11 protein-coding genes are annotated in these 13,015 nt (G+C 56.1%); 4 read left to right on the top strand and 7 right to left on the bottom strand.

The features are described 5' to 3' along the window. Positions 1 to 308 precede the first annotated feature (308 nt). Positions 309 to 2,438 (bottom strand): glycoside hydrolase family 5 protein, encoded by a 2,130-nt coding sequence (locus NA647_RS02105; RefSeq protein ID WP_256056187.1) that lies wholly within the window; start codon positions 2,436 to 2,438, stop codon positions 309 to 311. Between the two features lie 517 nt (positions 2,439 to 2,955). On the opposite strand from NA647_RS02105, the gene NA647_RS02100 reads away from it, so the two are divergent. The 3 genes from NA647_RS02100 (at position 2,956) to NA647_RS02090 (ending at position 5,270) form a co-directional block, all read left to right on the top strand. After that, positions 2,956 to 3,171: a DUF2945 domain-containing protein gene (locus NA647_RS02100; RefSeq protein ID WP_256056186.1), complete on the top strand. Its 216-nt coding sequence runs from the start codon at positions 2,956 to 2,958 to the stop codon at positions 3,169 to 3,171. Next, the gene (locus NA647_RS02095; protein ID WP_256056185.1) at positions 3,168 to 3,734 is read left to right on the top strand and encodes a DUF488 family protein; all 567 of its coding nucleotides are present in this window, start codon (positions 3,168 to 3,170) and stop codon (positions 3,732 to 3,734) included. The genes NA647_RS02100 and NA647_RS02095 overlap by 4 nt, the downstream gene beginning before the upstream one ends. 312 nt (positions 3,735 to 4,046) lie before the next feature. Next, positions 4,047 to 5,270, top strand: a complete 1,224-nt coding sequence (locus NA647_RS02090) for a lipopolysaccharide biosynthesis protein (protein ID WP_256056184.1) — start codon at positions 4,047 to 4,049, stop codon at positions 5,268 to 5,270. A 206-nt stretch (positions 5,271 to 5,476) separates the two neighbouring features. Here the strand turns inward: NA647_RS02090 and NA647_RS02085 are convergent, their stop codons facing one another. After that, complete coding sequence (locus NA647_RS02085; protein ID WP_256056183.1) at positions 5,477 to 6,238, bottom strand: WecB/TagA/CpsF family glycosyltransferase; 762 nt, start codon at positions 6,236 to 6,238, stop codon at positions 5,477 to 5,479. 96 nt (positions 6,239 to 6,334) lie between these two features. On the opposite strand from NA647_RS02085, the gene NA647_RS02080 reads away from it, so the two are divergent. Further along, the gene (locus tag NA647_RS02080; RefSeq protein WP_336604943.1) at positions 6,335 to 7,498 is read left to right on the top strand and encodes a glycoside hydrolase family 5 protein; all 1,164 of its coding nucleotides are present in this window, start codon (positions 6,335 to 6,337) and stop codon (positions 7,496 to 7,498) included. Between the two features lie 57 nt (positions 7,499 to 7,555). On the opposite strand, the gene NA647_RS02075 is transcribed toward NA647_RS02080, so the two are convergent. From NA647_RS02075 to gmd, 5 genes are all read right to left on the bottom strand, one after another. Further along, on the bottom strand, positions 7,556 to 8,536 hold the full coding sequence (locus NA647_RS02075) for a phosphoribosyltransferase family protein (protein WP_256056182.1): 981 nt from the start codon (positions 8,534 to 8,536) through the stop codon (positions 7,556 to 7,558). Between the two features lie 62 nt (positions 8,537 to 8,598). Continuing rightward, entirely contained in the window at positions 8,599 to 9,363 is a 765-nt protein-coding gene (locus NA647_RS02070; protein WP_256056181.1) for a glycosyltransferase, read from the bottom strand. Further along, positions 9,326 to 10,570 (bottom strand): hypothetical protein, encoded by a 1,245-nt coding sequence (locus NA647_RS02065; RefSeq protein WP_256056180.1) that lies wholly within the window; start codon positions 10,568 to 10,570, stop codon positions 9,326 to 9,328. Before NA647_RS02065 ends, NA647_RS02070 begins: the two co-directional genes overlap by 38 nt. Positions 10,571 to 10,898: 328 nt before the next feature. Further along, positions 10,899 to 11,867 (bottom strand): GDP-L-fucose synthase, encoded by a 969-nt coding sequence (fcl, locus tag NA647_RS02060; RefSeq protein ID WP_256056179.1) that lies wholly within the window; start codon positions 11,865 to 11,867, stop codon positions 10,899 to 10,901. 1 nt (position 11,868) lies between these two features. Continuing rightward, a complete protein-coding gene (gene gmd, locus NA647_RS02055; RefSeq protein WP_256056178.1) occupies positions 11,869 to 12,993 on the bottom strand; it encodes a GDP-mannose 4,6-dehydratase in 1,125 nt (374 codons plus the stop codon). Positions 12,994 to 13,015: the final 22 nt, after the last annotated feature.

Genomic DNA, 13,015 nt, shown 5'->3' with positions numbered 1-13,015 from the left:
GCGAGCCCCCGGCTAGGACAGTCAGTTGCGTAAGTTCATTTTTTTTGTAAATTTCCGCAGCGTACTTTAATGGCAAGCTGCCTGCACTTCCTTGCAATGCCGCTTAACTATTGGGCTTAAGCGTAACGGCGTGATTAACAAGCGAAGCGGTTAAGTGATAGTTGGAAGGCTCCGATAATACGAAGTCATACTCTGCCCCTCTCAACCGAGCGAAACCACAGCCGACGAGCAGCACTCCTTTATAAAGCCGCCTTTTTAAAGGCACAAAAAAAACGGGCCCGTAGGCCCGTTTTCTTTTTGGTCGCGGTTTACAGCGGACCGATGGTAGAACAAGTCTTCTTAGCAGCTGCATGCTTCTGCAGCGGTGCCAACTGAGGGCGATGCTTACCGCTGGTTACGTCAAGCGCCATGATGTTTTCACCCCAGCGAGGACCGGCTGCCCAGTAGCTGCTCGGGATGCAGTTCTCAGCGAGGTAAGCCAGCAGCTTGTCGGTAGCGACCACGGCAGAGGGAGAGAAGTCCGGAATGCCATGCTCACCGAGGTAGCCACGCAGCTTGTTCTTCTTCAGCCACTCGACCCAAGGCTTGACCCGCTCGACACCCAGCATCGGAGCGAAGGTCTCGTTACGATTGCGGTAGGTACCCGAGTAATCATGGTCGAGGTACTGGTGCGCCTCGTAGACCAGATTGTTCTTCGGGTCACGCATCCACGGATCGTTGATCAGCTGGGTGTTGTACTTCTGCCAGTGGAACGCGCTGGAGTAACGGTCACCTGCGATCATGATCCAGTTGGACGAGTCGATCTTGCGGATCGCCTGGCCAGCTGCCTGAGCAGTTTGCGGCCACATGTTGTTGCCAGTGTTGTACGGCTCGTTCATCAGACCGTAGCCATACAGTGCCGGATGCTTGGACACCTGCAGGGCGATCTTGCGCCAGGTTTCTGCGAACTGGGCGCGTGGTACTTCCGGTGAGTTGATCACCTTGCCGTAATAACGGTAGTAGTTGTGCATATCAAGGATGACCTTGATGCCGTGCTTATGAGCGTGGTCCAGGGACTTCATGATCCGCCCCATTTCCGCTGCGTCCAGCTCGGTGCCCAGCTTGGGCTGCACACGCTCCCAGAGGAAGCCCAGGCGCACGAGTTTGAAGCCGAGCGCGCTATGACGCTTGTAGTACGACTCGTCGGCGAAGGTGTAGCCCTTGTTGTAGATGCCCGGAACGTTCGATGGATCGAACACGCCCGAACCGAAGTTCACGCCAACCAGGTCGATGCCCTTGCCGTCGGAAACGACCGGTGGCGTCGGAGCCGGGGTCGGTGCTGGCGTTGGAACAGGCTTTGGAGTCGGAGCGGGCGTCGGGGCCGGAGGCGTGGTCGCGCCGGTGCTGGACACCACACTGATGGTCTTCGGATAACCGACAGCGCTGGCCGACAGCGCACTGCCGCTCAACATTACGGAGAGGTGAGCACCCACGTCGTAGACAGCAGCAACCTTGCGTACTTGGCCGTCGGCCAGTTTCACCGACGCACCGACAACGAACGCAGACTTGTTGGCAGCGTTATCCGGGATCGAGAAGCCGGCCGACTTGCGGTAGATGCCGTTTTCCCAATCCGAGTTGGTGAAGCTGTTCAGTCCAGCGCTATGAGCCGTGCTCGGAGCGGTCGGGGCCGGCGTAGGTGTAGGAGCAGGCTTCGGCGTAGACGGAGTCGTAGTCGGGCCGGTAGAAGTGCCGGAACCAATACTGACGGTCTTCGGATAGCCCACGGCGCTAGCAGAGAGCGCTGAGCCGCCCATCATGATCGAGAGATGGGCACCCGATTTGTAAACCGCTGTGATTGTGCGTACCTGACCGTCGGCTAGCTTCACCGAAGCACCCTTGACGAACGCGGCTTTGTTGGTGGCGGTATCGGGAATCGAGAAACCGGGCGATTTGCGGTAAATGCCGCGATCCCAGTCACCGCTGGTGAAATTATTCAGCGTGGCGGTAATAGCGCTGCTAGGTGCGGTCGGGGCCGGCGCAGCTGTGCCCGGAGCCTCTGCCGAACTGACTACGGTGCTGACAGTGCGCGGCGCACCGACTTTATTACCGTCGAGCAGACCGCCGTCTACGTAAACGCTGATGTTCTTACCAACTACGTAAACCCGAGTAATTTTGCGTACTTGGCCATCTGCAAACTTGATCTGGACGCCCGGCTTGAAAGCAGCAATTGCCGCAGACGATGCGGGAACCGACAGGCCTGCGGTCTTGCGCCACACGCCATTGAGGAAGTCATTGCTGGTGAACTTGTTGATCGACGAGGTGAAAGCGCTCGACGAAGAAGCAGTTACTGAGATTTCTGCAGCAGCTTGGCCGCTTACGGCGATAGTGCTGAATACTGCAGCGAGGGCGATGGAGCGAACAAGTGCCTTAGGGGCACCAGTAAATACATTGATAGACATTCAGTCTCTCCGAAACTTAATACTTCAAAAGGCCGGAGCCTTTAAAAAAGTGCGGGAGTTAATTAAGTCGTACAGGCGCTTACTGGGCAGATGTTTCACTACGCGCAACCGGACGAACCGCTTGGCAAAGGACGCCGGATTGCCTGTTGGGGAACCCGGCAATCCGTTGCGTGGCGGCTTTATAATAGGTTTTAAAAAGAACTCAAAATTTTTTTGACGGCTTCAGATCGCCAAAACTCCGCCATCTTTTTGGCCAGCCATTAATGCGCTATTAGAATGTGGCTTTATGCTATTGCGCTTAATAGCATGCCAGCCGCTTTAAACCGTTTCGTAGTCTGTGAAACGGGCGTCATTTTTTTGAATTTAGATGCTCGGCAGATTCGCTTTCAGCTATAGCGCGACCCGACGAACGGTCACAACAAGACCCTCAAATTTCCGGTCGGCTGATGAGAGAGGAACGGACTTTTCCGCTCCGGTTATTCCTCGAAAAACCGTACAAAGCGCAATCGGAGCCACCATGACGCAGCACACATTCAAAGTAGGTGATCACGTTCGCTGGAATTCAGAAGCGGGCCATGTCACGGGACACATCACCAAGGTGCATACGCAAGACACTGACTACAAAGGCCACACACGCAGAGCCAGTCCGGACGAGCCTCAATATGAGATTAAAAGCGATAAGACCGACCACGTTGCAATGCACAAGGGAAGCGCACTGAGCAAGATCGAATGACTGCCCCCCAAGAGATATGGACGGTTGGCCACTCCACGCGCACGCCCGACGAATTCATCGCACTGCTGCGGCACTACCGCATTGAGGCTGTGGCCGATGTTCGCCGTTTCCCCGGGTCGAGGCGCCTGCCTCAGTTCATGTCGGCAACGCTGGAAGCCACGCTCGCTGAGCAAGGCATCGGCTATGAGTGGATGGAGGCACTCGGCGGACGCCGCCGCGCACTTTCGGGGCCAAGCACAAGTGCGTGGCGCAACACCTCGTTTCGAGGCTACGCGGAGCATTTGAAGAGCGATGAATTCGCCAGCGGGTTGCAACGGCTATTGCTTCTGGCCGCCCGTCAGCCAACCGCCATGATGTGCGCCGAGGTCCTCTGGTGGCGATGTCACCGCTCCATGGTGTCGGATGTGCTGAAGCTGCGTGGCATAGAGGTCTGGCATATCCAGGACGAACAACGGCTCACGCTTCACCCTTACACCTCGCCAGCAAGACTACATGACGGTGAGCTCACGTATGACGAAGGTGTTGGAAAGCCGCTCAAGACAATCGGGCCTGGCACAACCTGAGCAAAACTGGCATGGCCGCATCAGCGGCAATGCCCCTACGACTACTAAACAGGTTCAGTAGAGCTGGAGCCTCTAGAAACTTTTCTGTCTTCCTAGCTTCATATAGCTGGATCGCTCGCAACCGCTTATTCAGGGTCTCTGTACTAGAACCCGCCGCCATTGCACAACATCCTCACGGACCGCGACGGAGCCCGTCTGCTCAAAACGGCACGCTCAGGGAGAACAGCCTTGCCTATGCTAAGCCTGTCAGAAAAACTCGTTGCGGCCAGACAACTATTTGCGGGCGGGTCTTCGTCGAAGGTATTCAAGGGCATGGCGACCCTGGCCGTCGGTAATGGACTGGCGAGAATCGCGGGCTTGGCAGCCATACCGATCCTTACCCGCATCTACAGCCCCGAGCACTTCGGCATTCTTTCGATTTTTACCGCCCTGCTGCTGATCCTCACACCGCTGATGACGCTGCGTTACGAGCTTGCCGTCCCGCTGCCCCGCCGAGACAGCACGGCCATGATCTTGATGGCGCTATCTGCCCTCCTCATCGTCCTGATGACCTTGGCCTTGAGCGTAATGCTCGCGCTGGTCGGCCCCGCTCTGCTGACCGTGGCCTCGGTGCAGGCGCTGATACCGTACCGCTGGATTTTAATCTTCGCCCTGTTCAGCGCAGGTATATATGAGGTGCTGCTGATCTGGGCGGTACGCCGACGCGCCTATCCAACCATCGCCCGGACTCAGCTGCAGCAGAGCGTCGTCGGGTCGATTGCCAAGATTGCGTTAGGGATGATGGGGCTGAAGCCGCTCGGGCTTCTTGCGGGCCAGGTCTTGGGCGCCGGCGCGGGAACGATGACATTGATACGGACGTTTCGTACGGACATGACACGCTACTGGCGCCACGTTACGCTGAGGCGAGGCTGGTACATGTTGCAGCGCTATAGGAGCTTTCCCGCCTACCGCCTGCCATCGCAGCTGCTGCAAATCTTCTCAAGCCAGGCGCCCTTGTTGCTGACCGCATCCGTCTATGACGCCCGCACCACCGGACAACTGGGCTTGGCAATGATGACACTGGCGCTGCCCATGAATCTGCTGGGACATTCTACGAGCAAGGCTTATTACGCCGAGATCGCCTCGATGGGGCGCAAACGCCCGGCCGAAATTCGCACGGTCACCTATTCGGTCATCAAAAGGCTGTTTGCACTCGCGGTCGCTCCCACACTATTGCTGCTGGTATTCGGTCCGGCGCTGTTTGCCCTTGCATTCGGGGCTCAGTGGGAGCTGGCTGGGGAGCTAGCATCGATACTGGCGATCTATCTTTTGTTCCAGTTCATACACGCGCCAGCGTCTCATCTGCTGTCGATATTTGAAGGCCAGCGCCTGCTTCTGATGCTTAACGTGCAGCGCGCAATCCTGACGGTCGCTTGTTTCGTCAGCGCGCATCTACTGGACTTACCGATCACCACGGTGCTGCTGCTGTATGCAATTACGCTTTCGGGCCACTACCTGTTCAGCCTGCTGATGACGCTACGGGTCATTCCCCGCTAGGCCGCTGAACGGTCCCGCAGCCATTTTTTCAACGGTGCTCTGCCCTTCGAATGGAATAACCGTAGGGCCGAAACTCGTTTGACCTCTGCAGAACTGCGGCCGAATAAATTCGGCCCTACCGACCTGGGCACGTCCTAAAGTATTCACTTGCTGTCTGAAATGAAAACAGCCGGGCGCCTCGATAACTCGCGCGCCCTTTCGGCTGTTCAGGGCTCGCGCTTGAGTGCGTTGAAGCCGCCGACGCGCCGAGATCCAGCGAAGGCATTACGCGACAGATAAAAGAAAAATAGCGGGATACCCACAGCGTAACGCTTGAACAGGCGGCGCGGCTCAATGAGCATGCGAAACGCCCACTCCAGTCCGAACCGACGAAAAAACATCGGCGCACGCGGGAAGCGCTGAGCCGTGAAATCCAGAATCGCACCGCCACAGATCAGCAATGCCGGAGTATCCATTGCCTTCTGTAGATGCAGAGCCACATGCTCCTGCTTCGGCATGCCCATCGCCAGAACGATGATCGGATAGCGGCCCGGTACATGGTGCTGCCGATAAAACGCCAGGTAATCCTCGGAGCGCTTGAATCCATCTATCGCATGAAACATACGGTTCCCGAACAGCTTTCGGGCGCCATCGCTCAACCACGGCTCTCGCGTACCCATGGCAAACAGCTCATAACTATGCTCGCAGTCACCGACCAGATCGTCGATCAGCTCAGGAATGAAGTCGGAGCCGTTGAGATTGGCCTTCGGCTCCAACCCGTTGAGCATGCAGGCGATCTTGATGCCAATGCCATCGCGCAGCAGATAATTAACCTGGAGAAAGCTATCCAAAACCGAAGGGTGACGCTGCGCAATGTTGTAGCCGTGCTGATTGAGAAAACCAAGAATCGTCGGCGATTCACGTTTCCTCAGCTCGGAAACAAAAGGCCCGGTCTCCACTTCATCCAGTAGTTTCAGCTTCCCTATCAAAGGATCCGTCCTTTTGGTGAGGGGATTTTTCATAAATAGCTTCTCTGTCTGTAATTCGATTTAGAACTCGTTGATATCCGCCGCGGCAAGCTATGAATGCACACCGCGGCGAAGAAGATTCGCTTAGAAAAACTGAACATTGCCCGCCCATGCCGGACAAACGAAGCAGCCGCCCCTGCGGCATCTTCCTTAAGAGCAAGAAGAGGTAGTCAGATGATAAGGACACGCAGCGCTTCGAAACGGTCAAAAGGAATACTCCTCGGACTCGCACTTGTGCTCGTGAGTGCCGCAAGCGAGGCAGAAAATATCGATTTGATCGGGCTCAACATAGGCGGAGCCGCGTTCTCCGGGAATGTCATTCCTGGAAAATATAAAACAAATTATTTCTTCCCCGCCCCCGGCTACTTCGCCCAGTGGCAAGAGAAGGGAATTAAGACCATTCGCTTTCCAATCATGTGGGAGCGCCTGCAACGCGAATTGTATGCAGAGCTTGATGAAGAGTATGCACAGTTGATCGAACAGACCTTTCAACAAGCCGCTGACCATGACATACGCGTCATCCTTGATATCCATAACTATGCCCGCTATCAGAAACAGATCATAGGAACCGAAGCCGTACCGATATCTGCATATGAAGACTTGTTGGAACGCATTGCCAGTCGCTGGAAAGATCAGGAAGGGCTTTACGCCTACGACATCATGAACGAGCCACACGGCGCCGACGAATACTGGCCGGCAGCAGCCCAGGCCGGTATCGACGCCATAAGAAAACATGACAAGAAGCGCCCCTTGTTCATCGAAGGCAACTTCTGGTCGAGCAGTTTTCTGTGGCCCAAGTTCAATGATCCGCTGCTGCAACTGAAAGACCCCTCCGACAAGTTAATATTTTCCGCCCACTTGTATCTGGACAAACACAGCAGCGGACAATACAAGGAACCGCTGGAAGACGACTTCGACGCCATGCTCGGCGTCAAACGGGTTAAACCTTTCATCGATTGGCTGATCAAGCATGACAGGCAAGGCCATATCGGTGAGTTCGGTATTCCGGCAGACGAACCGCGCTTATTGGAAGCGATGGATAACCTGCTGGCTTATTTGCAAGAGCACTGCATTCCGATGACATATTGGGCGGCAGGTTCGGCATGGGGCAAATACAAACTGTCCATTGAGCCGAAGGACGGCCAGGACCGCCCACAGTGGGATATTCTCAGCAAGTATGTCGGTCAGGGCGATTGCAACCGCATCGGGCCAAATCACTAAACGACTTCTTGCTTGGCCGCAATCGCCCGCCTCTACGGCGCGGCCGATTGCGACCTATCAGCTCTTCGAAGATGGCGCTACCGGCACCGATCTGCCGAGTATCGACTTCGCTTTACCGATCAGTTTCGCCTTCAGGCTATAGCCTTTGCGCAACGTGTTTGCCTTAAGGTTGTAGACCTGCCCTGGCACATACATCTCGTTGGTCTCGATGCAGTACACCGGCTTGCCACTGAGCTTCATGATCTCGACGGCTTGCTTGACCTCGCTCTCGACGAACAACCGGGTCAGCGGTTGTTTGGCATACACCTCAGCCTTGAACTTGTGATGAATATTCAGCCGGCGACGCTCTTCAGCGGTGGGAAGGTCGAGCATGTGCAGGGTTCCGTACTGCACACCATTGCGCTGTAACCATTCTTCCGTTTCGGCGCGATACTTTTCCAGGCGGCTGGTCACCAGATGCGCGACCTTGACTGAAGGGATGAACAGGGGCCGTGTGCAACTGAGGAAATCCCTATAGTTCGGCCCGTCATCGTTCTCCTCGATCGTCGGGTCGACACAAAGCACACCGTCGATATCCAGACAGGCCTGGGTCAAAAACGGGTGGTGCATGATGTTCCATTCGAATACACGGGGCTGCTCGACGAGCTCGAGATACATATCCACATGGTGACGATTGTGCCGCTCGGCAAACGCTGCCATCGTCACGACGTTGCCATTGTAGATGGCCCGGATCTGCTCCTCTGCGGCCCGCATCGATTTGGCCGAGGAGATGCTATCGTCGACGAGCAATATGTTTTTCGCATCCCTGGGTTTGACCAGCTCGGCATGTTTGTAGGTACGAGTGTTGCCTTTCTTTAGGTCGTCGTTGCGCAGGAACGAATAGAGATCCGTCAGCGGCAGGTTCTGCTTCAGTGCGATGATGCTGGCGACCAGCATCCCGCTTCGCGGGATACCAACCACCAGGTCGATATCATTTGGAATCTTACTGGCACATTCGTTGCTGAGCCGTGATAGATCATTCAGGCTTCGGTAATTCATCGAGCACTCCTGTGTCCTGTTCTTTTAACGGTCCATTTCCAGATGGCAAACCTGTCGATGTTTCAACGTCCTAACGACGCACGTAATTGCTTTGTATGGGTGTGCACATAATGCAGTACATAGAGGGCCAGGGCGTTGGGCTTGGAAAAGTTCAGAAAACGCGTTCTGATATCCATATCCTCTCGAATCGCCTCGAAGCGTCGTTTGTGCGAAACACCGGAAGTGTCAAAGATGCACAATGGGAATGACAACTGCATTACTTCGCTTTGAAGATCCAACCCTTTCAGGAATTCAAGCAATAGACAGTAGTCTGCCGACAACTTGTAATCGAGCCTGAACTCGAACGTGCGCAGCCGCTCGTTTTCGAAATACATGGTCTGATGGCTGGCGGGCAAGCCCAGCGGAGCACGTTCGATAGGACGAGCACTGGTGAGTTTCAAATCACCGTTAGCTTCTTTGCGATAGAAATCACCGTAGATGAACTTCGGCTGAATGACCGCCTTAGATAGCTCTTCACTTATTCGCTCAAGGACTTTCGAGTCGGCAAGCGAGTCTCCGCTATTCAGAAACAAGGTATAGCCGGGCGTCTCGACTGCACGAAGCCGCCCTTTGTTCATCGCGTCGTAAATACCCTTGTCCGGCTCGATAGTGACTTCAGCCTGACTGTCATCCAGACTTTTCAGCCACTCACCACTGCCATCCTTGGATGCGCCATCAATGACTATCCAGCGAAAGTTCCGATAAGTCTGAGCGGCCAGGCTTTGATAAGTCTCCTTCAGGCCGTCAAAATTATTCCAGTTTATAGTTACGATACTGAAACTGACCATAATTCACCTGTTTGAGATTTGCCGTAAGAGTCGAATTTTCTGTTTGCAGCTTGGCGTAATAAAGGAAGAACGCTGCAGCCATGCCGTAAATATCGCCAGAAAACGTCAACGCGTTGGAAAGCGCGAAGTTAAGCATACTGACGACGAATGACAGTTGCAGCGCAGCCAGGAGAGCGCCTTTATCCGAGCACTGGCGCATGATCCAGATGAAGCCGCCATAGAACACCAGAGCGGCGATAGGCGCCAGGAATCCGAATCGGTAATACACGCCGAATATACCGACGTCAGCAAGATAGAAGTGCGAATTGTAGATTCGTGTGAATCCACCGTCCCACTGCAGAGACAACGCGCCCATACCGAAGTAGTTGTTCGCGCTGATGGAGTCCAGAATGATCGCGACGGTTCGTTCCCGAACGCCCGGTCCGGAGGTGGCATCGAAAAGCAGCGCGTCGAATCGATCGTATTGCGCGTGATAGAACTCCGGTACCAGCAAATAGGACACCACGAGAATCGCCACCCCAAGCGCGCTCATCTTCATCAGCGAGTCGATGCGCTTGCGGAAGATCCACATGCCCGCCAAGGCCCACACCACCATGGTCTGTCGGGTCTGCAGAACCAGCCAAAGATAGGCGGCGAAATAGAGCAGCATCAGCAACCTGCCGACCGTCACCCGATCGCGCATGCTGTACATCAACATGAACGCGGAGATCGTGACGAAGGGCGAGCCGATACGGAAGCGATTCGGCCGCAACAGATCCTCGTATTGCGTCCAGTCGTCGACCGTGAAGGAAATGCCTTTGTTCTGCGGAATGATCCCCAGGTAATAGGCGAAGCCAAAGGTCGCGCAGAACAGGGATACGTAGAGAAAGTACTTGCCCAGCTCTTCCTGGGTCGGTGAGGCCTTGATCAACAGGAACAGCATTGGGAAGAACACCAGATACTGCAGAAAACGGCGCTCTTCCAGCAGCCCGTATACCAGCGGCTGGCCGAAATTAAGGTTCGCAAGTACCGCCGAGATCAGCGGCAGCATGACGCCCATGAAGATGATCCAGAGGCTCGTTTTGGACTGATACACCCACTTCCATGCGATGAACAGGCAGGCGGTCGCAGCCACGACCAGCACCATGAACAGCTCCTGAAAGTATGGAATTCCGGCCCGCTTGTCGTCCGTCAGGAAGAAGCAGGTAGAGTTCAGCAACAGAAGCATGAACAGTAGATTCTTGTACGCCAGAACTTTCCTTAACAAGCGCTTTCCCCAAATTTCCAGATGTGACGTGGCGAATACAGAAGCGAACCGGCTTGGCTTGACGACCTAAGAGGGACGGCTCACCACGGCGAGGAATCAAGTGCCATGGATGGACAACAGCATCGGCAAAAAAGTCCGCTGCTGTTGGCCAAAAGGTGCCGGCATCATCCGGCCCTACTCCGTCTGGTCGTGACCAGGAAACATGCGAGCCCGCTCTGTTACGCCCTCTTCCCTGCTGTTTACTGTGCTGCCGCGTGGCGCTCACGCATGCGCCACTGCGGCAGATAGATCAGTGACGAACCCGATGCTGGTTCTCGACGAACCAGCGATAGGCGTCGCGCAGGCCATCTTCCAGACTGATGCTGGCCTGCCAGCCCAGCGCCTTTAGGCGGGACACGTCCATCAGCTTGCGCGGCGTCCCGTCCGGCTTGGAGCTGTCGAAGATCAGCTTGCCCTGGTATTCGGTAACCCGGGCGATGGTTTCGGCCAGCTCGCGAATGCTGCAATCGACGCCGGTACCAACGTTGATGTGCGACAGCATCGGTTGGGTGTGCGCCTGGTAGGTTGTGTCATCCAGCTCCATCACGTGCACGCTGGCGGCGGCCATGTCGTCCACGTGAAGGAACTCGCGCTGCGGCTTGCCGCTGCCCCAGATCACCACTTCGTCGTCACCGCGCTGGGTCGCTTCATGGAAGCGCTTGAGCAGGGCCGGCACCACATGGCTGTTTTCCGGGTGGAAGTTGTCGTTCGGGCCGTAGAGGTTGGTGGGCATGACGCTGCGATAGTCGCGACCGTACTGGCGGTTATAGCTTTCGCAGAGTTTGATGCCGGCAATCTTGGCGACTGCGTACGGCTCGTTGGTCGGTTCGAGCACACCGGTGACCAACGCCTCTTCCTTCATGGGCTGTGCGGCGAACTTCGGATAAATGCACGACGAGCCGAGGAACAGCAGCTTGTTGACATCGTTGCAATGCGCCGCATGGATGATGTTCGCCTCGACCATGAGGTTCTGGTAGATGAATTCCGCCGGATAGGTGTTGTTGGCATGGATGCCGCCCACCTTCGCCGAAGCCATGTACACCTGATCGATCCTGTTCTCGGCGAAGAACGCGTTCACTGCTGCCTGATCGACCAGATCCAGTTCTTCGCGCCCGCGCGTGATGAGGTTGTCGTACCCCAACGCCTGCAGGCGACGGACGATGGCGGAGCCCACCATGCCTCGATGCCCCGCGACGAAAATACGTGCGTCACGATTCATATCAGTTCTCCACGGACACAGGAATGTCGAAGCCGTGCTCCTTGAGCAAGGCATGGCGCTGGGCGATCTTCAGATCTTCGCGGACCATTTCGGCGCACATTTCCTGCACGCTGATTTCCGGCGTCCAGCCGAGCTTTTCCTTGGCGCGGGTCGGGTCGCCGAGCAGAGTTTCCACTTCAGCCGGACGGAAGAAGCGCGGATCGACACGGACGATGACGTCGCCGACCTTGAGTGCCGGTGCCTTGTCTCCTTCGACCTTGGCGACGATGGCGCGCTCGTCCACGCCGCTGCCTTCGAAGCGCAACTCGACGCCCAGTTCGGCCGCCGACCACTTGATGAATTCACGCACCGAATACTGCACGCCGGTGGCGATGACGAAGTCTTCGGCCTGTTCCTGCTGCAGCATCATCCACTGCATGCGCACGTAGTCCTTGGCATGACCCCAGTCACGCAGCGCGTCGAGGTTGCCCATGTGCAGGCACTTCTCCAGGCCCTGCGCGATGTTGGCCAGGCCACGGGTGATCTTGCGCGTCACAAAGGTCTCGCCGCGGCGCGGTGATTCGTGGTTGAACAGGATGCCGTTGCAGGCGTACATGCCATAGGCTTCGCGATAGTTGACCGTGATCCAGTAGGCGTACAGCTTGGCCACCGCGTAGGGCGAGCGCGGGTAGAACGGTGTGGTTTCCTTCTGCGGAATCTCCTGTACCAGACCGTAGAGCTCGGAAGTGGAGGCCTGGTAGAAACGCGTTTTCTTTTCCAGCCCCAGCAGGCGAATGGCTTCGAGAATGCGCAGGGTGCCCATGCCGTCGACATCGGCCGTGTATTCAGGCGACTCGAAGCTGACCGCGACGTGCGACTGCGCGCCCAGGTTGTAGACCTCGTCGGGCTGCACTTCCTGGATGATGCGGGTCAGGTTGGACGAGTCGGTCAGGTCGCCGTAATGCAGAACGAAGTTCTGATTCTCGATATGCGGGTCCTGGCAGATGTGGTCGACCCGCTGAGTGTTGTATTGCGAGGCACGGCGTATGAGGCCATGCACTTCGTAACCCTTTTCCAGCAGGAGCTCGGCGAGGTAGGAACCGTCCTGGCCAGTAATCCCGGTGATCAGCGCGCGTTTCTTTTCCATTTCAATGTACCTGTAGGTTCCA

Source organism: Stutzerimonas stutzeri, from assembly GCF_024448985.1.
In the GTDB taxonomy this organism is placed as follows: domain Bacteria; phylum Pseudomonadota; class Gammaproteobacteria; order Pseudomonadales; family Pseudomonadaceae; genus Stutzerimonas; species Stutzerimonas stutzeri_AP.
The sequence above is the reverse complement of the archived record's forward strand: the minus strand, read 5'-3'. Positions and strand labels throughout refer to the sequence as shown.